Source organism: Bacillus sp. CH30_1T, from assembly GCF_008364765.1.
Lineage (GTDB): Bacteria > Bacillota > Bacilli > Bacillales > Bacillaceae_B > Rossellomorea.
Map to the genome: position 1 here is coordinate 1 of NZ_VTUY01000018.1, position 22,279 is coordinate 22,279.

Consider the following 22,279-nt stretch of genomic DNA (forward strand, 5'->3'; position numbering starts at 1 on the left):
CCCTACTGCTGCCTCCCGTAGGAGTCTGGGCCGTGTCTCAGTCCCAGTGTGGCCGATCACCCTCTCAGGTCGGCTACGCATCGTYGCCTTGGTGAGCCGTTACCTCACCAACTAGCTAATGCGCCGCGGGTCCATCTGTAAGTGATAGCTAAAAGCCACCTTTCAACATTTCCTCATGCGAGGAAATGAGTTATCCGGTATTAGCCCCGGTTTCCCGGAGTTATCCCAGTCTTACAGGCAGGTTACCCACGTGTTACTCACCCGTCCGCCGCTGAYTGAYGGGAGCAAGCTCCCATCAATCCGCTCGACTTGCATGTATTAGGCACGCCGCCAGCGTTCGTCCTGAGCCAGGATCAAACTCTCCGATAAAAGTTTGAATAGCTCTTTAAAAATAAATCTAGAATTAACGTTGACGTATTGTCTTGTTTTGTTCAGTTTTCAAGGTTCAATGTCCGCCGTTTCTGTTTGAAGCGACTTTATTAATTTATCACATATCCTCATGTGATGTCAACTGTTTTTTAAAGATTATTTATTGGTGTTTCTTCTAAATAATTCATTGCGTTTCAGCGACGTTTATTAATATACCAAGTTTATCGGGAGGGGTCAATACATTTCATGAACTTTCTCAAAAAAATTTTAAAACACATTACCGCTTTTACACTCCCGCCTCTTAATTCAGCTAGCCGCTCCCATCATTCACAAATAATAAAGCTCCCGTTCGGATACATACGGAAGCTGATTTTCATCAATATGTTTCTTTCTTCGCTGCCGTCTTCATATACTTTAGACATTCCTTATGACTGGCAAACCTTTTAAAGAGTGAAAATAAGATTTTGTACCGTTCATCCATTGCTCTCTTAACGATATGATCAATTCGAGAATCTTTTAGGTCGAACAGTATTTCATCCATCTCTCTTTTTAACAAATACTCTATTTCTTGTTTCTCTCTGTCATTAATCATTAACCCCAGCAAGTATGTCACCCCTTAATGTTTGTATTTGTAGTTTTTTCCATTAAAAGAAATTTATAATCATTTTTTTATAAGTTAGATATTTTTTCCGGGGACATGCATATCTTTAGTAGAGATAGACGGTTGAACGGAGGGATGAAATATTGAATACGTTTCACACAGTTAATGCTAAGAAGTTAAAGCAAATCAGTCTGATTATCGTGATTTCATTTTTTACTGCCTTGTTTGTATATAGCAGTAACCTTTCGACTCTTTCTGTTTTTAGTACGAAGGATGGACCGAAAGCGATCTACAGAGGAGAAAAGGGAGTCGCGATTACATTCAATATTGGTTGGGGAGATGAAAAAGCTAGGCCGATTCTTGAAGAATTAAAGAAGATGAATGTCCAGTCAGCTACCTTCTTTCTTTCCGGAGCCTGGGCTGAGAGACACCCTGATTTAGTGGAGCAAATTGTGAAGCAGGGATATGAAATCGGAAATCTTGGCTATGCCTATTCTGATTATACGGATATGGAACCAAATAAGATCAAGCAGGACATTTTAAAAGCCGATACCGTTTTTAAGAAGCTGAATGTAAAAGATGTGAAGTTATTACGCGTGCCAACGGGACACTTTAATAAAGAAACATTAAAGGTAGCTGACTCTCTTGGACTTACTGTGGTTCACTGGAGTGTAGACTCTAAAGATTGGACGAATCCTGGTGTAGATGAAATTATCAATAATGTGAAGAAAGCCAAAAAAGGGGACATCATTCTCCTTCACGCATCGGATTCAGCTAAACAAACGAAATCCGCTTTGCCGACCATCGTGAAAGAGTTGAAAGGAAAAGGTAACTTCATTACGGTTTCCGACATGATTTCAAACGGGGATGCCGAGTCCTCCCTCATACAGTAATAAAAGCCCGCTGATGAAGGGAATTCACCAGCGGGCTTTTATTTGTTTATCTCTTAGTTGGCTGCTTATGTTGTCTGTCCAATTGGGATTTCTCGATATATTTAGGAAGGCGCAGAAGCTGAAATGCATTACATGCCAATAAAGCCAGCAGCATAAGGTACAGCCATTTAACGGAATTCACCAGTAAAACCGGCAGCCACTCCAATGTCGTTACAACAATCATAAAGAATAGGGCAGACACAAATGTGTTCGTCTTGGCTTCTGATTGCTGATTCTTCATATAAGCTACGACTAAGCCAACGACCAATATTCCGATCCCAAGAAAAATATAAGGCGTATACGACTCGCCTTCCTCAGCGAAAGCTCTGAATCGGAAGTAGATTAAATCAAACAGGACGAGGGCAATCAGCACCACTTGAACAGGATTCCATAAGCTCTTAAACATTCCCATCCCGAATTGATGGATGGTTAGATATGCGAAATAGCCCATCTGACTGATTACACTAAAGGTGAAACCTACAAATATAAACCAAAGTAGACTGGATAATATGCCAATCACGTTACCGTCTTGAATGTATGGTCCGAACTGATCCCATCTAATGAGAAGTGCGGCGATGGCAGTTACAGCTCCACCGATCACTAACGTATGAATAAAAAAACGAATCCAATTGCGGATGGTCACTTCTATTTTCCTCCAAATATAAAAATATACACTCATTTGATTGTACCAACGCTACTATAAAAAATCCAGGTTCCAGTTTTTATTGTGCATATTTTTTTCGTTATTTCTCATATTAAGTGTAAAGGAATTTGTATGGAAGGAGCCTACCCATGAAAAGATATTCCTTTCTTTTTCTACTGTCGATTCTTCTCCTGTCCGCTTGCGGCGGTGGTGGAGAAACAGGCGGTGGGAAAACGGATTATGAAGAAACCAAGAAAATGGTTGTCGATATATTAAAGACCGATGATGGTAAAAAAGCGATTCAAGAAATCATGTCTGATGAAAAAATGAAATCAGAACTTATTATGGACCAGGGGGTTGTCACTGAGACAATCACGAAGACGTTAACGTCAGAAAAAGGAACTGAATTCTGGAAAAAGTCATTCGAAGACCCTAAATTTGCCGAGGCTATGGCTAAAAGCATGAAGGATGGAAATGAAAAATTACTCAAAGACCTCATGAAGGATCCTGAGTATCAAAAAATGATGATGGACCTCTTTAAGGATCCAGAATTCCAAAAAGAACTAACCGAGACATTAAAAAGCCAAGAATATAGGGAACATCTGCAAAAAGTCATTACGGAAACATTTGAAAGCCCTCTATTTAAGGCTAAGATTCAGGATGTATTATTGAAGGCTGCCGGTGAAATGAAAGAAGGCGGCGAATCTGGTGGTGGTGAACAAGGCGGCGGAGAATCCGGCGGTGGCGGAGAATCTGGAGATTCTGGAGGTTCCGGTAGCGGTGGCGGAGGCCAATAAATTTTTAAAAAGGACAAATGCGGGGCAAGCCTCAGCATTTGTCCTTTTTTAGTTTCATTAAGATAGTTTTTCAATCACTTTATGAGCGATGTCACCATAGATCTGCCCTAAACGGTGGTCCTCTGCGTAGATGGAAGGAGCAAAATCCTCTTCGTTCCAGTCAGGTTGTTGAAGTGGAAGCTTACCTAATAAGTCGGTACGGAGTTCTTCCGTAAGCTTCTCTCCTCCGCCTTGACCGAATACGAATTCTTTTTCGCCTGTTTGTTTACTTTCGAAATAGGACATGTTCTCAACCACACCCAGAATGTCATGATCGGTTTGCAGGGCCATTGCGCCTGCTCGAGCCGCTACAAACGCTGCTGTTGGATGCGGTGTCGTGACAATGATTTCCTTACAATGTGGAAGCATTGTATGCAAATCAAGGGCAACGTCTCCTGTTCCCGGCGGCAGGTCCAGCAGTAAATAGTCCAGTTCTCCCCACTCTACTTCCGAGAAGAAATTATTCAGCATTTTCCCGAGCATAGGACCTCTCCAAATAACGGGAGCATTGTCTTCAACAAAGAAGCCCATTGAAATGACTTTTACACCAAAACGTTCAACTGGAATAATTCTTTCTCCCCGAACCACTGGTCGTTTCACGATTCCCATCATATCCGGCACACTGAACCCGTAAATATCAGCATCCACGAGCCCTACTTTTTTGCCTTGACGGGCCAAGGACACAGCTAAGTTAACAGAAACTGTCGACTTCCCTACTCCGCCTTTTCCACTGGCAATCGCAATAAACGTTGTATTACTTGCAGGTGATAATAAATCAGTTCCTTGTCCACCGGATCCTCTATGCTTTTCAAGCTCTTCCTGTGGAAGCTCGGTGAAGCGGATCCCGACAGATTCAGCTCCATTATCCTTTAAGACTTGCACGATCTTTTGCTGGAATTGCATTTGTTCACCAGTACCTGTCTTGGCAATGGCGATCTTCACGCTTACATGCTTCTTTTCTTCCTTAATTGAAATTTCTGCGATACCGTTTGTTTCTTCTAACGTTTTATTTAAAAAAGGATCTTTTAATCCAAATAAAAGTTCGCGTGTCTGTTGTTCAGTTAACATGAATAACCACCCTTTTCTATGTATTCGTTTTCAATCAATCTGCTTTCAGTATAACATATTCTTAGTTGAATGAATGATCAAAAGGTTTTGAATGCTTTTGTTGAATAATGAAATGATTTATTGATAAATAATAAAAGCTGAGAGGTTATTCCTCATCAGCTTTTTCTTTATCTTCATCTTCCATTGTTAAATAATTGAGAACCCCCTGGTATACAGAGGCAGCAATTTTTTGCTGGTAGTCTTCTTTAAGTAAGTTAGCCCGCTCTCCTGGATTGGATAGGAATCCGATTTCCACTAAGGCTCCTGACTTTTTGGCGTGTTTTAAGATATACACATTTTGAATGCCCTTCGCTTCACGTTTGGTGTTTTCTAAATTGCGTATAAGCTCTCCCTGAATGGCTTTTGCAAGGGCTTTATTTTCTTTATACTTTGGATTATAGAATGTTTGGGCTCCGCTCCACTTAGCAGATGGAATGGAGTTCAGATGAATACTTAAAAATAAGTCTGCTTCAGATTCATTGATTAAGCTTAGCCTCTTCTTTAAATCCTCCACTTTTCGGCGGCTGTATCCTTTAGTTCCTTCATCGGCAAGGTCTTCGTCTTTTTCACGGGTCAGGATTACAAGAGCCCCTTGTTCCTGGAGATAATCCCTTATCATCAGAGACACATTTAAAGCGATGTCCTTTTCCAGGGCATCCTGATCACCAGCTCCACCGTCCGGCCCGCCATGTCCGGGATCTATATAGATGATTTTACCTGATAAAGGGAGATTCCAGGAATCCCACGTATCCTTGTCCAGAATCTTATATTGAATAATGAATAATAATATCGCCAGTGCAGAAATCATCCCGATAACCTTTAGTTTCTGAATCATTCCAGTCCTCCCATTTCCAGTTTCAACCCGGAGTATAACCTCTTTATAGCTCCGCTCTCCTTACTAAAAAATATGGGACGAGAATGATTTTTAGAACTGAAATGATTAATTCAAACGCAGTTTATGACGCTTGATCCCCTTTTCATACCCTTCTGACCACCATGTTTCCACAAAGTGCTCGCAGCAGAAATAAAAGGATTCATCCACTTGATTCGAGACGCCCATCTCTGACCAATACAACCAGAAATTATAAAGTGTATCAATAAAGTGTTTTAATTCTTCCTCGCACCGCTTTTTCACGAGGTCTGTAGGTTCGCCGGTATAACCAAACTTGCTGACCTTTCCACCGAGCAGATAGGCTTCAATGGCCACATCAAAGCATGCCTCATCAAAACCTTGCTGCATAAATACACCGCCTTGAACCTTTATATATCCAAAATGCTTTCGGACACTCTCCTGAAGCATTTTAATCGAAATCTCTTTCAACAATGTTCTTTCCGTCTTAATTTGTTTTTCTCTTCTCTTTGTATTGAAAGTTGTAATAACGTTCAAAGATCATCCACCCCTTTGAACGTATTTTCCTACTTAACACAACACTTCATTCGAGTAACTGTTACCAATTTTACAACAAAAAAAGCCCAACCGATAAGAATCGGTTGAGCTTTTGTTTGAAATAATAATTAACGCTTAGAGAATTGTGGCGCGCGACGTGCACCTTTAAGACCGTATTTTTTACGTTCTTTCATACGAGAGTCACGAGTTAATAATCCAGCGCGTTTTAGAGTTCCACGGTACTCAGGGTCTGCTTGTAGTAAAGCACGAGCGATTCCGTGACGGATCGCACCAGCTTGACCAGCATAGCCTCCACCATGAACGTTTACTAAAACGTCATAGTTACCAAGAGTTTCAGTTGCAACTAATGGTTGCTTAATTACTTCTCTTAGTGCTGCGAATGGGATATATACTTCTACTTCACGATCATTGATAACGATGTTTCCGTTACCTGGTACTAAACGTACACGAGCTACTGAGCTCTTACGACGACCAGTTCCGTAATATTGAACTTGAGCCAAGATAATAACCTCCTCTTATTAATTATCCACGAAGTTCGTAAACTTCAGGTTGTTGTGCTTGATGCGGATGCTCTGCTCCAGCATATACATGTAATTTCTTGAACATTTGACGACCTAGAGAACCTTTTGGAAGCATACCTTTAATAGTAAGCTCTAACATTTTCTCTGAGTAGTTTGTACGCATTTCTAATGCTGTACGTTGCTTTAAACCACCTGGGTGATTAGTGTGACGGTAGTAAATCTTGTCCGTTAACTTTTTACCAGTTAGTTCGATTTTTGAAGCATTAAGAATGATAACATGATCACCAGTGTCTACATGTGGTGTGAATGTTGGTTTGTGTTTTCCGCGTAGAATAGAAGCAACTTCACTAGCTAAACGTCCTAGAGTTTTGCCTTCAGCATCTACAACGAACCATTTACGATCGATTTCGTTGGCTTTTGCCATATACGTTGTACGCATGATTTAACCTCCTATTTAATGAATCCGTAGTATTTATTTTCTAATCACAATAAGTTTCCGGGGCTTATCGTGGGGTTAATAACATACCATATGCTATATTATCTTGTTCCCAGTCTATTGTCAAGAGAATGTTACACCAGGATTAGTTGTTTTAGAATTTTTTTTAAAACTTGATTATCATCTTTAATTAACCAATTCATTTTATAGTTGCGATAAGGTATGTCTATACCCAGATAGTAGTGGTTGATTTCCGCTCCAGGTGCTCGCTTTCCGCGGGGCGGGCGATGAGCCTCCTTGGCTTCACCTGCGGGGTCTCACCTGTCCCGCTATTCCCGCAGGAGTCGAGCAACTTCCGCTCCAATCAACTTCAAGGGTTCTGATATAAACTATCTTTCAGAATGTTAATCATCCACTAATTCTAATTACAACCATAATCAACCTTCCACAGATATAACCCATGAGGAGGCGCTGTCTTTCCAGCTCTATTGCGATCCCGTGCTTCCAGTATTTCAGGGATCTCCTCTACCGGTAAATCCCCGGAGCCTACTTCTAATAAGGTACCAACCAATATCCTGACCATATTGTATAAAAATCCATTTCCCACAAAAGAAAAAATGATTTCTCCTTCATGTTCTTGAATGTCAATATGGTGAATGGTTCTTACTTTGTCTTCAACTTCCGTCTTAGCTGAACAAAAACTCGTGAAGTCATGCTCCCCGATGAGATGCCTTGCAGCAAGCTCCATATCCGTCACTGAAAGATCATACGGATAATGAAGGGCGAAGTGACGGTTAAACGGACTTCTCGACTCTCCCTTATAAACACGGTAACGATATTCCTTCTGTACGACAGAGAACCTTGAGTGGAATTCAGTTGGAACAAACTCAGCTTCTTTAACGGTTATTTCATCCGGTAAGCGTGTGTTCAGCACGACCGGCCATTTCTCTTCAGGGATAGATAAGGATGTATCAAAATGAAAAACCTGACCGTTTGCATGAACACCAGCGTCGGTCCGGCCAGACCCGCTGATCCGAATCCGCTCGCCTTTATGGATAGTGGACAAGATGTCCTCTATGACGCCCTGGACGGTACGTTGATTGGGTTGTACTTGATAACCATGAAAATACGTTCCATCATATGCGATGGTACATTTCACTCTCTGCATACACGACACTCCGTTATCCTCTGAAAATAATTAATACCGCTGTCAGGAGGGCAAGTACGATTAACGCTCCCGTATCCTTCTTATGCCAGGATAACAGCCGGTATTTCGTCCTGCCCTCTCCACCTTGATACCCTCTTGCTTCCATGGCTGTTGCCAAGTCCTCTGCACGTTTAAAAGCACTGACGAAAAGAGGGATCAGTAAAGGGATGATGGCTTTGATCCGATCTTTAATGGGACCGGAAGAAAACTCAGCCCCCCTAGCAATTTGGGCCTTCATGATTTTATCCGTTTCCTCCATCAGAGTCGGAATGAACCTTAAGGAGATCGACATCATAAGGGCCAGCTCATGAACGGGAAATTTCACTTTTTTCAATGGGTTCAAAAGCGTCTCGAGGCCATCCGTAATTGTGATGGGGGAGGTCGTCAGCGTTAATAAAGACGTGACGAGAATCAGATAAAAGAATCGTAAAGAAATAAATATTCCCTGCCTTAACCCCTCTTCATGAACAGATAATAAGCCTAAGTCCAGGATGACGGGGCCTTCCTTGGTGAAAAACACGTGTAAAAAGAACGTAAACAGAATCAACCATAGGATAGGCTTCAATCCACCGATAATAAAACGCAAGGAAAGATTAGAAAGAATGAGTGCGCTAAACGTAAAAAGACCGAGCAATGCATACGTAACAAAATTATTTGCCAGAAAGACGACACATATAAATCCGAAGATAAATAATAGTTTTGCCCTCGGATCCATCTGATGAAGGATGGATTTAGCGGGTACGTAGCGACCAAAGATCATCTTCTCCATCATAGGGCTTCACCTCCGTCCCTGACTCTACGGATGGATGAAGCTAATTCCTCTATCGTTAAACAGGTCTTCGGTAGCTTCTTCCCTGATTTGTGTTCAAATTGATATTGAAACCGAACGACGTCGGGCACGTCCAAACCCATCTCAAACAGTTCATCCGCCGAAGAGAATATCTCTTCAGGACTTCCTTTTCTCTTAAGACGGCCATTCTGCATGATCACAATCTCTTCTGCATAATGAGCAGCGTCTTCCATGCTATGGGTGACGAGAATGGTCGTCAGTCCTTTTTCTTTATGAAGCTCATAGAACATGTCCATGATTTCACGCTGACCCCTTGGATCGAGTCCAGCAGTAGGTTCATCGAGTACAATGACATCAGGGTTCATAGCAAGTACACCTGCAATGGCTACACGTCTCATTTGCCCTCCTGATAAATCAAAAGGGGATTTATTAAGTACTTCCTCTGATAGTCCAACCTTTACGATCAGATTCTTCGCTCTTCTTATCGCTTCTTCTTCTGATACGCCAAAGTTCATTGGTCCGTAACAGATGTCTTTAAGTACGGTTTCTTCAAACAACTGATGCTCAGGAAATTGAAAGACGATGCCTACCTTCTGTCTGACAGGCTTTAAGCTTTTTGCCTTTTGTTTGGCTTTTATTTGATGCTCTCCTACTTGGACAAGGCCCTCTGTAGGCTTTAACAGTCCGTTTAAATGCTGCAGGAGTGTTGATTTCCCTGAACCGGTGTGACCGATCACCGCGAGAAATTGACCTGTTGGGATGGAAAGATTGATATCTTGAATGGCGAGTTTTTCGAATGGAGTGTTGAATGAATATCGGTATTCTACCTGTTGAAATGTGATTTGCATAATTCATCCACCAACTCTTCTTCTGTAAAATATGTTTTTGACAAGGGTATACCTGCTTCTTTAAGGGCCCCAGTTAGCTTTATTGTAAAAGGAGAATCCAGGCCCAGCTTGATTAACTCGTCCTCTAATAAGAAGATTTCTTCCGGGGTTCCTTCCTTAAAGACCATTCCTTGATTTAATACAATCATTCGATCGGCTCTTGTTGCTTCTTCCAAATCATGGGTAATGGAGATCACTGTCAGGTTTTCTTCGTCTTTCAACTTGCGTACTGTTTCAAGAACTTCTTTTCTTCCTTTGGGATCAAGCATCGATGTCGCTTCATCTAAGATGATGATCGATGGCTGAAGAGCTACGACCCCGGCAATTGCTACACGCTGCTTTTGACCACCTGATAAATGGTGCGGCTCTTGATTAAGAAAATTCTCCATATGGACACTTTTTAAAGCATCATTGACTCGCTGTACCATTGATTCATAAGGTACCCCATGGTTTTCTAACCCAAAAGCCACATCATCTTCTACTGTAGCACCAACAAATTGATTATCGGGATTCTGAAAGACCATACCCAGCTTTGAACGGATTTCCCAAATAGAGCTCTCCTCAAGAACGATACCGTCCACCGTTACCTTCCCCTTTTCAGGAAAATGAAGCCCATTCAACATTTTGGCAAGAGTCGACTTACCGGATCCGTTATGACCGACAATCGCTAACCATTCACCTTGATTGACAGTCAGGCTAATGCCTTTAAGGGCGTAGGTATTCTGATCAGGGTATCTGAAATGTACATCGTCTACTTGAATGATTTCTTTCAATTTTTGCAACCTCCTCTACGCTCTTCATACTCAGCTCTGCTAAAAAATCTCTGCATATAAAAAAAAGCCTGCACCCCGACCAAAGAAAAGAGAACTTTTCTTGTTCAACCATTGAACAGCTTCTATGAAAATAGAAGTTGGAAGGGGTGCACGAGCTAGACGAGTCAGCCGGAGCTGCTCATCGTAACGCTCTGCTTTTCATCAACATGCACTTATACAAAAAGGGCAAAGAAGCAGTTAAGGATTAACTGTCCTGCCCTTAATGTTAGAAGTCACGAATTATTAAACTAATTCGATGATTGCCATTGGAGCACCGTCACCACGGCGAGGACCAACCTTCATAATGCGAGTATATCCGCCTTGACGCTCTGTGTAACGAGGAGCGATGTCAGAGAATAACTTTTGTAGAGCATCTTGGTTGTTTTCAGCGTTTGCAACTTCTTTACGAATGAATGCACCAGCTTGACGACGCGCGTGAATGTCACCACGTTTACCTAAAGTGATCATTTTTTCCACAACTGAACGAAGCTCTTTCGCACGAGTTTCAGTTGTTTCGATGCGCTCGTTAATGATTAGGTCTGTAGCTAAATCACGTAGCATCGCTTTACGTTGAGCACTGGTACGTCCTAACTTTCTGTAAGCCATTAAGGGTTCCCTCCTTTGTTGAATCTATATATGAAAGAAGATGTTATCAGTCGTCTTTACGTAAGCCAAGTCCAAGGTCTTCAAGTTTAACTTTAACCTCTTCAAGTGATTTACGTCCTAAGTTACGCACTTTCATCATATCTTCTTCTGTCTTGTTAGCAAGCTCTTGAACAGTATTGATTCCAGCACGCTTCAGGCAGTTATAAGAACGAACAGAAAGATCTAATTCTTCGATCGTCATCTCAAGAACTTTCTCTTTTTGGTCTTCTTCTTTTTCTACCATGATTTCAGCATTCTGCGCTTCATCTGTAAGGCCAACGAAAATATTTAAGTGTTCTGTTAGAATCTTAGCACCTAAAGAAATCGCTTCTTTTGGTCCAATACTTCCATCAGTCCATACATCAAGAGAAAGTTTATCGTAGTTAGTCATTTGACCAACACGAGTATTTTCTATTTGATAGTTAACGCGTGAAACTGGAGTGTAAATAGAATCGATTGGGATCACGCCAATAGGAAGATCCTCACGTTTGTTCTGGTCTGCTGGTCTGTATCCACGTCCACGTGATGCGCTTAAACGCACACGGAAGTGTCCACTCTTAGATAATGTTGCGATGTGTAAATCAGGATTTAACACTTCTACATCACTATCATGAGTAATATCAGCAGCCGTTACAACTCCTTCGCCCTGTACATCAATTTCTAGCGTTTTTTCTTCATCAGAGTAGATCTTTAACGCTAACTTCTTGATATTCAAAATGATGGATGTGACATCCTCTACGACGCCTTCAATTGTTGAAAACTCATGCAGTACTCCATCTATTTGAATAGATGTGACAGCAGCACCTGGGAGTGACGATAGTAGGATACGACGTAAGGAGTTACCCAAAGTTGTACCATATCCACGCTCAAGTGGTTCTACGACGAACTTTCCATATGTGGCATCATCGCTGATCTCAACCGTTTCAATTTTTGGCTTTTCAATTTCGATCATTAATATTTACCCTCCTTCAAAACGTCGAAACTCCGGGCTAAATAAGTTAAAGTCCGAAATTCCCCATGTTTACGTTCCCTATTGTGCACCAACAACTGGTTACTTTTCTGAATGAACGTATCTTGTATCATATCCCATTATAGACAACGATACAAAATTTATACAGAAAAATTAAACGCGGCGACGTTTTGGTGGACGGCATCCATTATGAGGAACTGGAGTAACGTCTCTGATTGCAGTAACTTCTAGACCTGCTGCTTGAAGAGCACGGATAGCTGCTTCACGACCAGCACCAGGACCTTTAACTGTTACTTCAAGAGTTTTTAAACCATGTTCTTGAGAAGCTTTCGCTGCAGTTTCAGCTGCCATTTGCGCTGCGAATGGAGTGGATTTACGAGAACCTCTGAATCCTAGTGAACCTGCACTTGACCAAGCAACAGCATTTCCGTGAACATCAGTAATAGTTACGATTGTGTTATTGAATGTAGAACGAATGTGTGCAATACCAGCTTCGATATTCTTTTTCACACGACGTTTACGAGTGTTTGTTTTACGTGCCATACTAAGAAGTAACCTCCTTTACCTATTATTTTTTCTTGTTAGCTACAGTCTTACGAGGACCTTTACGTGTACGAGCATTGTTCTTCGTATGTTGTCCACGAACAGGTAGTCCACGACGGTGACGAAGACCGCGGTATGAACCGATTTCCATAAGACGTTTGATGTTTAGTGATACTTCACGACGAAGATCACCTTCTACTTTTAATTTATCAACGATATCACGAATCTTTCCTAGTTCGTCGTCAGTTAGATCGCGAACGCGAGTATCCTCAGATACACCAGCTTCAGATAAGATTTTCGCTGCAGTATTTTTACCAATACCGTAGATGTATGTTAATGAAATGACAACACGTTTGTCACGTGGAATGTCTACACCAGCAATACGTGCCATAGTGATAGCGCACCTCCTTTAAGATTAGCCTTGTTTTTGTTTGTGTTTAGGGTTTTCACAGATAACCATGACTTTACCTTTTCTACGAATAACTTTACATTTTTCGCAGATTGGTTTAACAGATGGTCTAACTTTCATCTTATTCTAACCTCCTTAATAGTACGGAGTGCAATAGATTATTTATAACGATAAGTGATTCTACCACGAGTTAAGTCATACGGTGATAATTCTACTGTTACCTTGTCACCAGGTAGGATACGAATGAAATGCATACGGATCTTTCCTGAAACATGTGCCAGTACTGTATGACCATTTTCTAATTCTACCTTAAACATCGCATTGGGCAAAGTCTCCGCGACCTTACCTTCAACTTCAATTACATCATCCTTAGCCATCGAACATGTCTCCCTTCTTCTCATCATTTAAAACTTCGTTAACAAACTTTGAAACAGCATAACGCAGTTTACCGTTCGTAACTCTTCCTGTTTCTATAATACTGTTTTGAACTTCTGGAGAAACATAGTCACACAAGTGAAGATGAGCGATGTTCTTTCGCTTGGCGCGATCAAACTTTCTTCGATCTCCATCTGCTATGAGTACAAAACGTTCATCCAATTGCTGAACAACGACCGAGTAGCTTCCTGTTTCTCTCCCTTTAAGGGTTTGAACAATCTGGCCTATCCTCGGAATCGTCGAATCTGACTCGATCAATCCAATCACCTTCACTTAGGCTTTCGTCAATATCTCATAGCCGTCTTCAGTAATTGCAATGGTGTGTTCAAAGTGAGCACACATTTTATCATCTACTGTGACGACTGTCCAGTTATCTGATAACGTTCTAACATATCGACTTCCTGCATTAACCATTGGTTCAATAGCCAGTACCATGCCAGGCTTTAAACGAGGACCTTTGTTGGGTGGTCCATAATGAGGAATTTGCGGATCCTCATGTAAGTCTTGACCAACTCCGTGCCCCACATACTCTCTAACGATAGAAAAGCCATTAGCCTCAACAAATGTTTGTATACTATGAGAGATATTCGACAGACGCTCGCCTGGTTTAGCTTCCTTAAGTCCCAGAAATAACGATTCTTCCGTAACATCCAGAAGCTTCTGGGTTTCATCATCTATTGTTCCAACTGGATATGTCCAAGCTGAGTCACCGTGATAACCGTTATACTTAGCACCGATATCGATGCTGATTATATCGCCATCCTTTAAAACCCGATCGCCCGGAATTCCATGAACCAACTCATTGTTGACGGAAGCACAGATGCTGCCACGAAACCCATTATACCCTTTAAAAGATGGAATTGCATCATGTTTACGAATGAATTTTTCAGCAATTGCATCCAATTCCTTCGTCGATATTCCCGGAGAAATATGCTTTTGCAATTCCGCATGAGTTAATGCCACAATCTTTCCAGCTTGCCGCATAATCTCAATCTCTCTCGGAGTTTTAGAAATGATCATTATGAAAGGCCTCCAAGTAGTTCATCAATGTCATCAAACACTCTATGGATGTCTTGTTGACCGTCAATGTTTTTCAGATAGCCTTTATCTTCGTAGTAAGCCAATAGTGGTTGGGTTTGTTTGATGTTTACGTCTAAACGGTTTTGAACCGTTTCTTCGTTATCATCTGCGCGTTGATATAACTCGCCGCCGCAGCGATCACAAACGCCCTCTTCTGTTGGCGGATTAAAGACAAGATGATAAGTAGCGCCGCACTCTTTACAGATCCTGCGACCTGTCAAGCGCTCCATCAGGATGTCCTTATCTACATTTATATTAATGACGTAATTCATTTTTTTACCAAGATCAGCCAGGATGTTTTCAAGTGCTTCTGCCTGAGCAACCGTTCTTGGAAACCCATCCAGTAAGAAGCCTTTTTCACAGTCCTCTTTGCTTAAACGTTCACGAACGATACCGATTGTTACTTCATCAGGAACAAGGTCGCCATTATCCATGAATGATTTAGCCTTCAAGCCTAGTTCGGTACCCTCTTTAATAGCTGCACGGAACATATCGCCAGTAGATATATGGGGGATACCATATTTATCTACGATCTTTTCAGCTTGAGTGCCTTTTCCTGCGCCTGGTAAGCCCATAAGAACTATATTCACTCTCGAACTCCCCCTAATTGTCTATAAAATGGCTTCAGGAACAATACGTTCCCGAAAACCCTCTTATTTAATAAATCCTTTGTAGTGACGTTTCACTAACTGCGCTTCCAGTTGCTTCATTGTCTCAAGTGCAACCCCTACTACGATGAGTAAGCTTGTTCCACCGATTTGAGCTGCAGGAGGTAATCCCGCAAAGTTAATGAAGAAAACAGGAAGAATAGAGATGACAGCTAAGAAGATTGCCCCAACAAATGTTAGACGATACAGAACGCGAGTGAGATACTCTTGTGTGGTTTTACCTGGACGAATACCAGGGATATATCCACCTTGCTTCTTCAAGTTTTCAGCCATTTGTTCTGGATTCACTTGAATGAAAGCATAGAAATACGTAAAGGCAACGATCAGAGCTACATAGATGATCATACCAACTGGTTTAGTGTAATCAAAGATGTACTGAATAGTACTTGTCACATCATTTTCTCCGAAGAAAGATGAAATGGTCTGTGGTGTGATTATGAAAGATATCGCAAAGATAACTGGAATAACACCCGCAGCATTTACCTTTAACGGTAGATGTGTTGATTGTCCACCAACCGGACTACGCCCCACTAAACGTTTTGCATATTGAATCGGAATTTTACGAAGTGCTTGTTGAATAAACACGACACCAACAACGATTGCAATAACTGCTAAAACAAGAAGTGCAAGAACCACAATTCGAAGGAAGAGCTGTTCGCCTGCCCCTTCAATTTGTTGAGCATAGATTTGGTTTACTGTGTTAGGGATAGCAGCAACGATACCTGCAAAGATCAGGATCGAAATACCATTCCCTACACCTTTAGCTGTGATTTGTTCACCTAACCACATAAGAAAAGCCGTACCAGCTGTTAGAACTAACGCTATTAGTAGGTACGTACTAACTCCTGGGCTTTGGATAAGCATTCCACCATATATTCTATTGAAACCATAGGACATACCTAAAGCTTGGATAAATCCGAGAACGATGGTGAAATAACGTGTGAACTGAGCTAATTTTCGGCGTCCGACTTCACCTTGCTTAGACCACTCTGTAAACTTCGGAACAACATCCATTTGCAGGAGTTGTACGATGATAGAAGCGGTAATGTAAGGCATAATTCCCATCGCAAAGATGGAGAAGTTTTGCAGTGCACCGCCACCAAATGTATTCAGGAATCCGAGAATCCCTGCCTGGTCTTGCATTTTCAATACATTAGCGTCTACGTTTGGCACCGGAATGAAGGTACCAAGACGGAAGACTATTAACATTAGAAGGGTGAAAATAATTTTATTTCTTATATCACCCACGCGCATAAAATTGGAGATAGTTTGAAACATTAGATCACCTCGGATGTACCGCCAGCAGCTTCGATAGCTTCTTTAGCAGTGGTTGAGAATTTTTGTGCTTTTACTGTAAGCTTTTTCTCGATTGAACCTTTACCAAGAATCTTAATTCCCGCTTTTTCGTTACTCACTACGCCAGTTTCTACAAGTAGAGCTGGAGTAACTTCTGTACCATCTTCGAAGCGATTCAATGCGTCAAGGTTGACGATTGCATATTCTTTACGATTGATGTTCGTGAATCCACGTTTAGGTAGACGTTGGAATAATGGTGTTTGACCACCCTCAAAGCCAGGACGAGTTCCGCCACCTGAACGAGCGTTTTGTCCTTTATGACCTTTACCAGAAGTCTTTCCATTACCTGAACCAATACCACGTCCTACACGATTGCGGACCTTACGTGAACCTTCTGTAGGCTTTAACTCATGTAATTTCATGTCGGCACCTCCTTTTTTTCGAAAGAAATCGATTATTTTTCTGTAACCGTTACAAGGTGAGCAACTTTGTTGATCATACCGCGGATAGCAGCATTATCTTGTTGTTCAACTGTTTGATGCATTTTGCGAAGTCCTAAAGCTTCAACAGTTTTACGTTGATCTTGTGGACGTCCAATTGTACTGCGAGTGAGGGTAATTTCTAGTTTGTTAGCCATCGTTATCCCTCCCTTATCCTAATATCTCTTCTACTGATTTACCACGTAATTTTGCAACGTCTTCAGCACGCTTTAATTGTTTTAAACCTTCGATAGTAGCGCGAACCATGTTAATTGGAGTGTTAGATCCTAAAGATTTAGATAGGATATCTTGAACACCAGCTAATTCAAGTACGGCACGAACAGGTCCACCAGCAATAATTCCTGTACCCGCAGAAGCAGGTTTGATCAGAATTTGACCAGCACCAAATCGTCCAGTTACTAGGTGAGGTGTTGTACCATCAACCATAGGAACTTCAATTAGATTTTTCTTCGCATCTTCAATCGCTTTACGGATTGCATCAGGTACTTCCTGAGCTTTACCAGTTCCGAAACCAACGTGACCGTTTTTGTCGCCTACTACTACAAGAGCAGCGAAACGGAAACGACGTCCACCTTTAACAACTTTCGCAACACGATTGATTGTAACTACGCGTTCTTCAAATTCTAGTTTACTTGGATCAATACGACGCATCTGGATTGTCCCTCCTTTTTTTATTAAAATTCTAAGCCGTTTTCACGAGCTGCTTCAGCTAAAGCTTTGATACGGCCATGATATAAATATCCTCCACGGTCAAATACCACGGATTTCATTCCTTTATCTACTGCACGTTTCGCTACTAGTTCTCCAACTTTTGCTGCTGCATCGATAGTAGCAGCTGAGTCTAGATCGAAATCTTTATCTTGAGAAGATGCACTTGCTAGAGTAACACCGTTCACGTCATCGATAAGTTGAGCGTAGATATTTTTGTTAGAACGGAAAACGTTCAAACGAGGACGAGTTTCAGTTCCAGTAATTTTTGAACGGACACGAGCATGTCTCTTCTTACGTGTTTTGTTCTTATCTGGCTTAGTAATCACCTACGGTCACTCCTTTCTTTTGCCTACGCGGCATTATTTACCTGTTTTACCTTCTTTACGACGAACATATTCACCTTCGTAGCGAATACCTTTTCCTTTGTAAGGCTCAGGAGAGCGTACAGCACGAATGTTTGCAGCTAATGCTCCAACACGTTCTTTATCGATACCTTTGATAGATATCTTTGTGTTTGCCGGTACTTCGATCTCGATACCTTGTTCTGGTTCGATCTCAACTGGGTGAGAGTAACCAACGTTAAGTACAAGCTTAGTACCTTGTTTTTGAGCACGGTAACCTACACCGACAAGCTCAAGATTTCTTTGGAATCCTTTAGATACACCTTCAACCATGTTCGCGATTAGGGCACGAGTTGTACCGTGTAACGCGCGGTGTTCTTTTGCATCAGAAGGGCGAGTAACTGTTGCTACGTTTCCTTCTAATTCTACTTTAATATCAGAATTGAATGTACGAGAAAGTTCCCCTTTAGGTCCTTTTACAGTTACAGTGTTATCTTCACCTACTGTTAGAGTAACGTCAGATGGAATTTCGATTGGTAGTTTTCCTACACGTGACATCCTGTTGCACCTCCATTCATATAAAAAATATTACCAAACGTAAGCTAGTACTTCTCCGCCTACTTGTTGAGCACGAGCTTCTTTATCAGTTAAAACACCTGTAGAAGTAGAAACAAGTGCGATACCTAAACCGTTTAATACTCTAGGTACTTCTGTAGATTTCGCATATACACGTAAACCAGGTTTAGAGATACGCTTTAATCCAGTAATTACACGTTCGTTGTTTGCTCCATATTTTAAGAAAATGCGGATAACACCTTGCTTGTTATCTTCTACATATTCTACGTCACGTACGAAACCTTCACGTTTAAGGATTTCTGCAATTTCTTTCTTGATGTTAGAAGCAGGAACTTCTAATCTTTCGTGACGAACCATGTTCGCATTACGGATGCGAGTAAGCAAATCTGCAATTGGATCTGTCATTGTCATAATAATTTACCTCCTTCCCAATATAGGGTATTACCAACTAGCTTTCTTAACGCCAGGAATCTGACCCTTGTATGCAAGTTCACGGAAACAAATACGGCAAAGCTTGAATTTACGGATAACTGAATGAGGACGTCCGCAACGTTCGCAACGTGTGTACGCTTGAACATTATGCTTTGGCGTGCGTTTTTGTTTCGCAATCATAGATTTTTTAGCCACATTTTCGCCTCCCTTATATAGCGATTACTTTTGGAATGGCATTCCGATTTGTGTCAATAATTCACGAGCTTCTTCGTCTGTGTTCGCAGTTGTTACGATTACGATATCCATACCACGTACTTTAGACACTTTATCATAGTCAATCTCAGGGAAAATCAATTGCTCTTTAACTCCTAATGTGTAGTTACCGCGACCGTCGAATGCTTTTTTAGAAACACCACGGAAGTCACGTACACGTGGAAGTGAAACAGAAATTAATTTATCTAAGAATTGGTACATACGCTCTCCGCGAAGAGTAACTTTTGCACCGATAGGCATACCTTCACGAAGACGGAAGCCTGCGATAGATTTTTTAGCTTTCGTTACAACTGGCTTTTGACCAGTGATTTGAGTCAACTCATCAACAGCTACATCAAGAGCTTTTGAGTTTTGAACAGCTTCACCGATACCCATGTTGACAACGATCTTTTCAACTTTAGGTACTTCCATTACTGATTTGTAATTGAATTTGCTCACTAGAGCTGGACTGATTTCTTGTTGAAATTTTTCTTTTAGGCGGTTCATTCAGAATACCTCCCTTCTTAATCGTACTATTTATCTAGAACTTCACCTGATTTTTTTGCTACACGTACTTTTTTGCCGTCTTCTGTCTTATAACCTACACGAGTTGGCTCGTTAGATTTCGGATCTAGAAGCATAACATTTGATACATGGATAGATGCTTCTTGGCTGATGATTCCGCCTTGCGGGTTCATCTGTGAAGGCTTAGCGTGTTTTTTCACAACGTTGATTCCTTCAACTAGCACTCGGTCTTTCTTAGGGAATGAAGCAAGAACAACACCTGTTTTGCCTTTATCTTTCCCAGTAATGACCATTACTTTATCGCCTTTTTTTACATGCATTTCATCGCACCTCCTTGAATGGCCCAATGCTAAATATCTATTAAAGAACTTCTGGAGCTAAAGATACAATTTTCATAAAGTTGCTGTCACGTAGTTCGCGAGCAACAGGTCCGAAGATACGAGTTCCACGTGGTCCCTTATCGTCACGGATAATTACACAAGCGTTCTCGTCGAACTTAATGTAAGTACCGTCTTGACGACGTACACCAGATTTAGTACGTACAACAACCGCTTTTACTACGTCACCTTTTTTAACAACGCCACCTGGTGTTGCTTGTTTTACTGTACACACGATAACATCACCGATGTTAGCTGTTTTGCGTCCAGAACCACCAAGCACTTTGATAGTTAATACTTCACGAGCACCAGAGTTGTCAGCAACTTTTAAACGTGATTCTTGTTGAATCATGTAGGTAACCTCCCTTCGGAATATAAAATATCCGAACAAATATATTAGATAATAACTGCTTTTTCAACAACTTCTACTAAACGGAAACGTTTTGTAGCAGATAGTGGACGAGTCTCCATGATACGTACGATATCGCCTACTTTTGCTTCGTTGTTCTCATCATGAGTTTTAAACTTCTTAGAGTACTTAACGCGCTTGCCGTATAGAGAATGCTTTTTATAAGTTTCTACCATAACCGTTACTGTTTTATCCATTTTGTCGGAAACAACACGGCCAGTGTATACCTTACGTTGGTTGCGGTCACTCATTTAAGCAAACCTCCTCTCATTTATCGATTGTTAACCCCGATCTCTCTTTCACGGATTACAGTTTTCATACGAGCGATCCCTTTGCGGACTTCACGGATGCGAGCTGTATTTTCTAATTGCCCAGTCGCAAGTTGGAAGCGAAGGTTAAATAACTCTTCTTTTAGAGTTTTTACTTTTTGTTCAATTTCAGCAGTGGTTAGGTCACGAATTTCATTAGTTTTCATTTGATTCACCACCAATTTCCTCACGTTTTACAAACTTCGTTTTGATTGGAAGTTTGTGTGATGCTAGACGAAGTGCTTCACGAGCTACCTCTTCAGACACACCAGCGATTTCAAACATGATTTTTCCAGGCTTAACTACTGCTACCCAACCTTCTGGAGCACCTTTACCTGAACCCATACGTACTTCTAAAGGTTTTGCAGTGTAAGGTTTATGAGGGAAGATTTTAATCCATACTTTACCGCCACGTTTCATGTAACGAGTCATAGCGATACGAGCTGCCTCGATTTGACGGTTTGTGATCCAAGAAGCTTCAACTGCTTGTAAACCGTATTCACCGAACGCTACCTCTTGACCGCCTTTAGCACGTCCACGCATTTTTCCGCGGTGTTCGCGACGATGTTTAACGCGTTTAGGTAATAACATAATTATTTGCCTCCTTCCTCAGATTTCTTTCTTGTAGGAAGAACTTCTCCACGATAGATCCATACTTTAACGCCAAGCTTACCATAAGTTGTGTCAGCTTCTGCATGAGCATAGTCAATGTCAGCGCGTAGTGTATGAAGTGGAACAGTACCTTCACTGTAATGTTCTGCACGAGCGATATCTGCTCCGCCTAAACGACCAGATACTTGTGTTTTGATTCCTTTTGCTCCAGCACGCATAGCACGTTGGATTGATTGCTTTTGAGCACGACGGAAAGAAACACGGTTTTCTAATTGACGAGCAATGTTTTCTGCCACTAATTTAGCATCAACGTCAGCTCTTTTGATTTCAACGATGTTGATGTGTACACGTTTTGAAGTAAGTTCGTTAAGTGCTTTACGAAGAGCTTCAACTTCTGTACCACCTTTACCGATAACCATACCAGGCTTAGCTGTATGAACAGTAATGTTAATACGATTTGCAGCGCGCTCGATTTCTACTTTAGAAACAGAAGCGTCTACTAAACGTTTTGCAATATATTCACGTACTTTAATGTCTTCGTGTAATAGATTAGCGTAATCTTTATCTGCGTACCATTTAGATTCCCAATCACGGATTATACCGACACGAAGTCCGACCGGATGTACTTTTTGACCCACAGC

37 protein-coding genes and 1 rRNA gene are annotated in these 22,279 nt (G+C 41.4%); 2 read left to right on the plus strand and 36 right to left on the minus strand.

Annotated elements, in window-relative coordinates; genetic code table 11:
• A 16S ribosomal RNA gene (locus F0342_RS23095) occupies positions 1-369 on the minus strand; the annotation flags it as partial.
• Between the two features lie 376 nt (positions 370-745).
• Positions 746-973, minus strand: coding sequence for a hypothetical protein (locus tag F0342_RS23100; RefSeq protein ID WP_113970914.1), 228 nt, complete (start codon positions 971-973; stop codon positions 746-748).
• Between the two features lie 140 nt (positions 974-1,113).
• Between F0342_RS23100 and pdaB the strand changes: the two genes are divergently transcribed.
• Positions 1,114-1,863 carry a polysaccharide deacetylase family sporulation protein PdaB gene (gene pdaB, locus F0342_RS23105; protein WP_149158135.1) on the plus strand — a complete coding sequence of 250 codons (750 nt, stop codon included), beginning with the start codon at positions 1,114-1,116 and terminating at the stop codon, positions 1,861-1,863.
• A 46-nt stretch (positions 1,864-1,909) separates the two neighbouring features.
• On the opposite strand, the gene F0342_RS23110 is transcribed toward pdaB, so the two are convergent.
• Complete coding sequence (locus tag F0342_RS23110; RefSeq protein WP_149158136.1) at positions 1,910-2,545, minus strand: KinB-signaling pathway activation protein; 636 nt, start codon at positions 2,543-2,545, stop codon at positions 1,910-1,912.
• A gap of 149 nt (positions 2,546-2,694) precedes the next feature.
• Here F0342_RS23110 and gerD point away from each other — a divergent pair, with 149 nt between their 5' ends.
• A complete protein-coding gene (gene gerD, locus F0342_RS23115) occupies positions 2,695-3,342 on the plus strand; it encodes a spore germination lipoprotein GerD (protein ID WP_149158137.1) in 648 nt (215 codons plus the stop codon).
• 57 nt (positions 3,343-3,399) lie between these two features.
• Here the strand turns inward: gerD and F0342_RS23120 are convergent, their stop codons facing one another.
• The 33 genes from F0342_RS23120 to rpsC form a co-directional block, all read right to left on the minus strand.
• Positions 3,400-4,449, minus strand: a complete 1,050-nt coding sequence (locus tag F0342_RS23120) for a P-loop NTPase (RefSeq protein ID WP_149158138.1) — start codon at positions 4,447-4,449, stop codon at positions 3,400-3,402.
• 145 nt (positions 4,450-4,594) lie between these two features.
• On the minus strand, positions 4,595-5,323 hold the full coding sequence (gene cwlD, locus F0342_RS23125; RefSeq protein WP_149158139.1) for an N-acetylmuramoyl-L-alanine amidase CwlD: 729 nt from the start codon (positions 5,321-5,323) through the stop codon (positions 4,595-4,597).
• Positions 5,324-5,428: 105 nt separating this feature from the next.
• Positions 5,429-5,875, minus strand: a complete 447-nt coding sequence (locus F0342_RS23130) for a DUF2521 family protein (RefSeq protein WP_149158140.1) — start codon at positions 5,873-5,875, stop codon at positions 5,429-5,431.
• 128 nt (positions 5,876-6,003) lie between these two features.
• On the minus strand, positions 6,004-6,396 hold the full coding sequence (gene rpsI, locus F0342_RS23135) for a 30S ribosomal protein S9 (protein ID WP_148971251.1): 393 nt from the start codon (positions 6,394-6,396) through the stop codon (positions 6,004-6,006).
• Between the two features lie 22 nt (positions 6,397-6,418).
• The gene (gene rplM, locus F0342_RS23140) at positions 6,419-6,856 is read right to left on the minus strand and encodes a 50S ribosomal protein L13 (RefSeq protein WP_044340542.1); all 438 of its coding nucleotides are present in this window, start codon (positions 6,854-6,856) and stop codon (positions 6,419-6,421) included.
• 418 nt (positions 6,857-7,274) lie between these two features.
• Positions 7,275-8,021 (minus strand): tRNA pseudouridine(38-40) synthase TruA, encoded by a 747-nt coding sequence (gene truA / locus F0342_RS23145; RefSeq protein ID WP_149158141.1) that lies wholly within the window; start codon positions 8,019-8,021, stop codon positions 7,275-7,277.
• A gap of 13 nt (positions 8,022-8,034) precedes the next feature.
• Positions 8,035-8,832, minus strand: coding sequence for an energy-coupling factor transporter transmembrane component T family protein (locus F0342_RS23150; protein ID WP_149158142.1), 798 nt, complete (start codon positions 8,830-8,832; stop codon positions 8,035-8,037).
• Positions 8,829-9,698: an energy-coupling factor ABC transporter ATP-binding protein gene (locus tag F0342_RS23155; RefSeq protein ID WP_149158143.1), complete on the minus strand. Its 870-nt coding sequence runs from the start codon at positions 9,696-9,698 to the stop codon at positions 8,829-8,831. The genes F0342_RS23150 and F0342_RS23155 overlap by 4 nt, the downstream gene beginning before the upstream one ends.
• Positions 9,674-10,510 carry an energy-coupling factor ABC transporter ATP-binding protein gene (locus F0342_RS23160; protein ID WP_149158144.1) on the minus strand — a complete coding sequence of 279 codons (837 nt, stop codon included), beginning with the start codon at positions 10,508-10,510 and terminating at the stop codon, positions 9,674-9,676. The genes F0342_RS23155 and F0342_RS23160 overlap by 25 nt, the downstream gene beginning before the upstream one ends.
• A 282-nt stretch (positions 10,511-10,792) precedes the next feature.
• On the minus strand, positions 10,793-11,155 hold the full coding sequence (gene rplQ / locus F0342_RS23165; RefSeq protein ID WP_034765940.1) for a 50S ribosomal protein L17: 363 nt from the start codon (positions 11,153-11,155) through the stop codon (positions 10,793-10,795).
• Between the two features lie 46 nt (positions 11,156-11,201).
• On the minus strand, positions 11,202-12,146 hold the full coding sequence (locus F0342_RS23170) for a DNA-directed RNA polymerase subunit alpha (RefSeq protein ID WP_034765941.1): 945 nt from the start codon (positions 12,144-12,146) through the stop codon (positions 11,202-11,204).
• Positions 12,147-12,317: 171 nt separating this feature from the next.
• Complete coding sequence (gene rpsK / locus F0342_RS23175) at positions 12,318-12,707, minus strand: 30S ribosomal protein S11 (RefSeq protein WP_032085294.1); 390 nt, start codon at positions 12,705-12,707, stop codon at positions 12,318-12,320.
• Positions 12,708-12,732: 25 nt separating this feature from the next.
• Positions 12,733-13,098, minus strand: coding sequence for a 30S ribosomal protein S13 (gene rpsM, locus F0342_RS23180; protein ID WP_034765943.1), 366 nt, complete (start codon positions 13,096-13,098; stop codon positions 12,733-12,735).
• A 24-nt stretch (positions 13,099-13,122) separates the two neighbouring features.
• Positions 13,123-13,236, minus strand: a complete 114-nt coding sequence (rpmJ, locus tag F0342_RS23185; RefSeq protein WP_003156543.1) for a 50S ribosomal protein L36 — start codon at positions 13,234-13,236, stop codon at positions 13,123-13,125.
• A 38-nt stretch (positions 13,237-13,274) separates the two neighbouring features.
• The gene (infA, locus tag F0342_RS23190; protein ID WP_034765945.1) at positions 13,275-13,493 is read right to left on the minus strand and encodes a translation initiation factor IF-1; all 219 of its coding nucleotides are present in this window, start codon (positions 13,491-13,493) and stop codon (positions 13,275-13,277) included.
• Entirely contained in the window at positions 13,486-13,809 is a 324-nt protein-coding gene (locus tag F0342_RS23195; protein ID WP_148971246.1) for a KOW domain-containing RNA-binding protein, read from the minus strand. The genes infA and F0342_RS23195 overlap by 8 nt, the downstream gene beginning before the upstream one ends.
• Positions 13,810-13,824: 15 nt before the next feature.
• Complete coding sequence (map, locus tag F0342_RS23200; protein WP_148971245.1) at positions 13,825-14,571, minus strand: type I methionyl aminopeptidase; 747 nt, start codon at positions 14,569-14,571, stop codon at positions 13,825-13,827.
• The gene (locus F0342_RS23205; protein WP_034765951.1) at positions 14,571-15,221 is read right to left on the minus strand and encodes an adenylate kinase; all 651 of its coding nucleotides are present in this window, start codon (positions 15,219-15,221) and stop codon (positions 14,571-14,573) included. The genes map and F0342_RS23205 overlap by 1 nt, the downstream gene beginning before the upstream one ends.
• Positions 15,222-15,284: 63 nt before the next feature.
• Positions 15,285-16,577 carry a preprotein translocase subunit SecY gene (secY, locus tag F0342_RS23210; RefSeq protein ID WP_113970898.1) on the minus strand — a complete coding sequence of 431 codons (1,293 nt, stop codon included), beginning with the start codon at positions 16,575-16,577 and terminating at the stop codon, positions 15,285-15,287.
• The gene (gene rplO / locus F0342_RS23215) at positions 16,577-17,017 is read right to left on the minus strand and encodes a 50S ribosomal protein L15 (protein ID WP_113970897.1); all 441 of its coding nucleotides are present in this window, start codon (positions 17,015-17,017) and stop codon (positions 16,577-16,579) included. Before rplO ends, secY begins: the two co-directional genes overlap by 1 nt.
• Before the next feature lie 32 nt (positions 17,018-17,049).
• Complete coding sequence (gene rpmD, locus F0342_RS23220; RefSeq protein WP_044340532.1) at positions 17,050-17,232, minus strand: 50S ribosomal protein L30; 183 nt, start codon at positions 17,230-17,232, stop codon at positions 17,050-17,052.
• A gap of 13 nt (positions 17,233-17,245) precedes the next feature.
• Positions 17,246-17,746, minus strand: coding sequence for a 30S ribosomal protein S5 (gene rpsE / locus F0342_RS23225; protein WP_113970896.1), 501 nt, complete (start codon positions 17,744-17,746; stop codon positions 17,246-17,248).
• Between the two features lie 23 nt (positions 17,747-17,769).
• A complete protein-coding gene (gene rplR / locus F0342_RS23230; RefSeq protein ID WP_149158145.1) occupies positions 17,770-18,132 on the minus strand; it encodes a 50S ribosomal protein L18 in 363 nt (120 codons plus the stop codon).
• Between the two features lie 33 nt (positions 18,133-18,165).
• Entirely contained in the window at positions 18,166-18,705 is a 540-nt protein-coding gene (gene rplF, locus F0342_RS23235) for a 50S ribosomal protein L6 (protein ID WP_148971243.1), read from the minus strand.
• A gap of 30 nt (positions 18,706-18,735) precedes the next feature.
• Positions 18,736-19,134, minus strand: coding sequence for a 30S ribosomal protein S8 (gene rpsH, locus F0342_RS23240; protein ID WP_060674108.1), 399 nt, complete (start codon positions 19,132-19,134; stop codon positions 18,736-18,738).
• A 30-nt stretch (positions 19,135-19,164) separates the two neighbouring features.
• Positions 19,165-19,350, minus strand: coding sequence for a type Z 30S ribosomal protein S14 (locus F0342_RS23245; RefSeq protein WP_010191505.1), 186 nt, complete (start codon positions 19,348-19,350; stop codon positions 19,165-19,167).
• A 24-nt stretch (positions 19,351-19,374) separates the two neighbouring features.
• Positions 19,375-19,914: a 50S ribosomal protein L5 gene (rplE, locus tag F0342_RS23250; RefSeq protein ID WP_148971242.1), complete on the minus strand. Its 540-nt coding sequence runs from the start codon at positions 19,912-19,914 to the stop codon at positions 19,375-19,377.
• 26 nt (positions 19,915-19,940) lie between these two features.
• Positions 19,941-20,252: a 50S ribosomal protein L24 gene (gene rplX / locus F0342_RS23255; protein ID WP_034765969.1), complete on the minus strand. Its 312-nt coding sequence runs from the start codon at positions 20,250-20,252 to the stop codon at positions 19,941-19,943.
• 40 nt (positions 20,253-20,292) lie between these two features.
• Positions 20,293-20,661 carry a 50S ribosomal protein L14 gene (gene rplN, locus F0342_RS23260; RefSeq protein WP_032085280.1) on the minus strand — a complete coding sequence of 123 codons (369 nt, stop codon included), beginning with the start codon at positions 20,659-20,661 and terminating at the stop codon, positions 20,293-20,295.
• A gap of 44 nt (positions 20,662-20,705) precedes the next feature.
• Positions 20,706-20,969 carry a 30S ribosomal protein S17 gene (rpsQ, locus tag F0342_RS23265; RefSeq protein ID WP_032085279.1) on the minus strand — a complete coding sequence of 88 codons (264 nt, stop codon included), beginning with the start codon at positions 20,967-20,969 and terminating at the stop codon, positions 20,706-20,708.
• A 20-nt stretch (positions 20,970-20,989) separates the two neighbouring features.
• Entirely contained in the window at positions 20,990-21,193 is a 204-nt protein-coding gene (gene rpmC / locus F0342_RS23270; RefSeq protein WP_032085278.1) for a 50S ribosomal protein L29, read from the minus strand.
• On the minus strand, positions 21,183-21,617 hold the full coding sequence (gene rplP / locus F0342_RS23275) for a 50S ribosomal protein L16 (protein WP_044340527.1): 435 nt from the start codon (positions 21,615-21,617) through the stop codon (positions 21,183-21,185). The genes rpmC and rplP overlap by 11 nt, the downstream gene beginning before the upstream one ends.
• Before the next feature lie 2 nt (positions 21,618-21,619).
• Positions 21,620-22,276: a 30S ribosomal protein S3 gene (gene rpsC / locus F0342_RS23280; protein ID WP_034765973.1), complete on the minus strand. Its 657-nt coding sequence runs from the start codon at positions 22,274-22,276 to the stop codon at positions 21,620-21,622.
• Positions 22,277-22,279 lie beyond the last annotated feature (3 nt).

What these genes read in the sequence shown, in the direction of transcription:
- gerD (WP_149158137.1), top strand. Translation starts at nt 2,695, where the DNA reads ATGAAAAGATATTCCTTTCTTTTTCTACTGTCGATTCTTCTCCTGTCC.
- F0342_RS23120 (WP_149158138.1), bottom strand. Translation starts at nt 4,449, where the DNA reads ATGTTAACTGAACAACAGACACGCGAACTTTTATTTGGATTAAAAGAT.
- cwlD (WP_149158139.1), bottom strand. Translation starts at nt 5,323, where the DNA reads ATGATTCAGAAACTAAAGGTTATCGGGATGATTTCTGCACTGGCGATA.
- rplM (WP_044340542.1), bottom strand. Translation starts at nt 6,856, where the DNA reads ATGCGTACAACGTATATGGCAAAAGCCAACGAAATCGATCGTAAATGG.
- truA (WP_149158141.1), bottom strand. Translation starts at nt 8,021, where the DNA reads ATGCAGAGAGTGAAATGTACCATCGCATATGATGGAACGTATTTTCAT.
- F0342_RS23150 (WP_149158142.1), bottom strand. Translation starts at nt 8,832, where the DNA reads ATGATGGAGAAGATGATCTTTGGTCGCTACGTACCCGCTAAATCCATC.
- F0342_RS23155 (WP_149158143.1), bottom strand. Translation starts at nt 9,698, where the DNA reads ATGCAAATCACATTTCAACAGGTAGAATACCGATATTCATTCAACACT.
- rplQ (WP_034765940.1), bottom strand. Translation starts at nt 11,155, where the DNA reads ATGGCTTACAGAAAGTTAGGACGTACCAGTGCTCAACGTAAAGCGATG.
- F0342_RS23170 (WP_034765941.1), bottom strand. Translation starts at nt 12,146, where the DNA reads ATGATCGAAATTGAAAAGCCAAAAATTGAAACGGTTGAGATCAGCGAT.
- rpsK (WP_032085294.1), bottom strand. Translation starts at nt 12,707, where the DNA reads ATGGCACGTAAAACAAACACTCGTAAACGTCGTGTGAAAAAGAATATC.
- rpsM (WP_034765943.1), bottom strand. Translation starts at nt 13,098, where the DNA reads ATGGCACGTATTGCTGGTGTAGACATTCCACGTGACAAACGTGTTGTC.
- rpmJ (WP_003156543.1), bottom strand. Translation starts at nt 13,236, where the DNA reads ATGAAAGTTAGACCATCTGTTAAACCAATCTGCGAAAAATGTAAAGTT.
- infA (WP_034765945.1), bottom strand. Translation starts at nt 13,493, where the DNA reads ATGGCTAAGGATGATGTAATTGAAGTTGAAGGTAAGGTCGCGGAGACT.
- map (WP_148971245.1), bottom strand. Translation starts at nt 14,571, where the DNA reads ATGATCATTTCTAAAACTCCGAGAGAGATTGAGATTATGCGGCAAGCT.
- secY (WP_113970898.1), bottom strand. Translation starts at nt 16,577, where the DNA reads ATGTTTCAAACTATCTCCAATTTTATGCGCGTGGGTGATATAAGAAAT.
- rplO (WP_113970897.1), bottom strand. Translation starts at nt 17,017, where the DNA reads ATGAAATTACATGAGTTAAAGCCTACAGAAGGTTCACGTAAGGTCCGC.
- rpmD (WP_044340532.1), bottom strand. Translation starts at nt 17,232, where the DNA reads ATGGCTAACAAACTAGAAATTACCCTCACTCGCAGTACAATTGGACGT.
- rpsE (WP_113970896.1), bottom strand. Translation starts at nt 17,746, where the DNA reads ATGCGTCGTATTGATCCAAGTAAACTAGAATTTGAAGAACGCGTAGTT.
- rplF (WP_148971243.1), bottom strand. Translation starts at nt 18,705, where the DNA reads ATGTCACGTGTAGGAAAACTACCAATCGAAATTCCATCTGACGTTACT.
- rpsH (WP_060674108.1), bottom strand. Translation starts at nt 19,134, where the DNA reads ATGACAATGACAGATCCAATTGCAGATTTGCTTACTCGCATCCGTAAT.
- rplE (WP_148971242.1), bottom strand. Translation starts at nt 19,914, where the DNA reads ATGAACCGCCTAAAAGAAAAATTTCAACAAGAAATCAGTCCAGCTCTA.
- rplX (WP_034765969.1), bottom strand. Translation starts at nt 20,252, where the DNA reads ATGCATGTAAAAAAAGGCGATAAAGTAATGGTCATTACTGGGAAAGAT.
- rplN (WP_032085280.1), bottom strand. Translation starts at nt 20,661, where the DNA reads ATGATTCAACAAGAATCACGTTTAAAAGTTGCTGACAACTCTGGTGCT.
- rpsQ (WP_032085279.1), bottom strand. Translation starts at nt 20,969, where the DNA reads ATGAGTGACCGCAACCAACGTAAGGTATACACTGGCCGTGTTGTTTCC.
- rpmC (WP_032085278.1), bottom strand. Translation starts at nt 21,193, where the DNA reads ATGAAAACTAATGAAATTCGTGACCTAACCACTGCTGAAATTGAACAA.
- rplP (WP_044340527.1), bottom strand. Translation starts at nt 21,617, where the DNA reads ATGTTATTACCTAAACGCGTTAAACATCGTCGCGAACACCGCGGAAAA.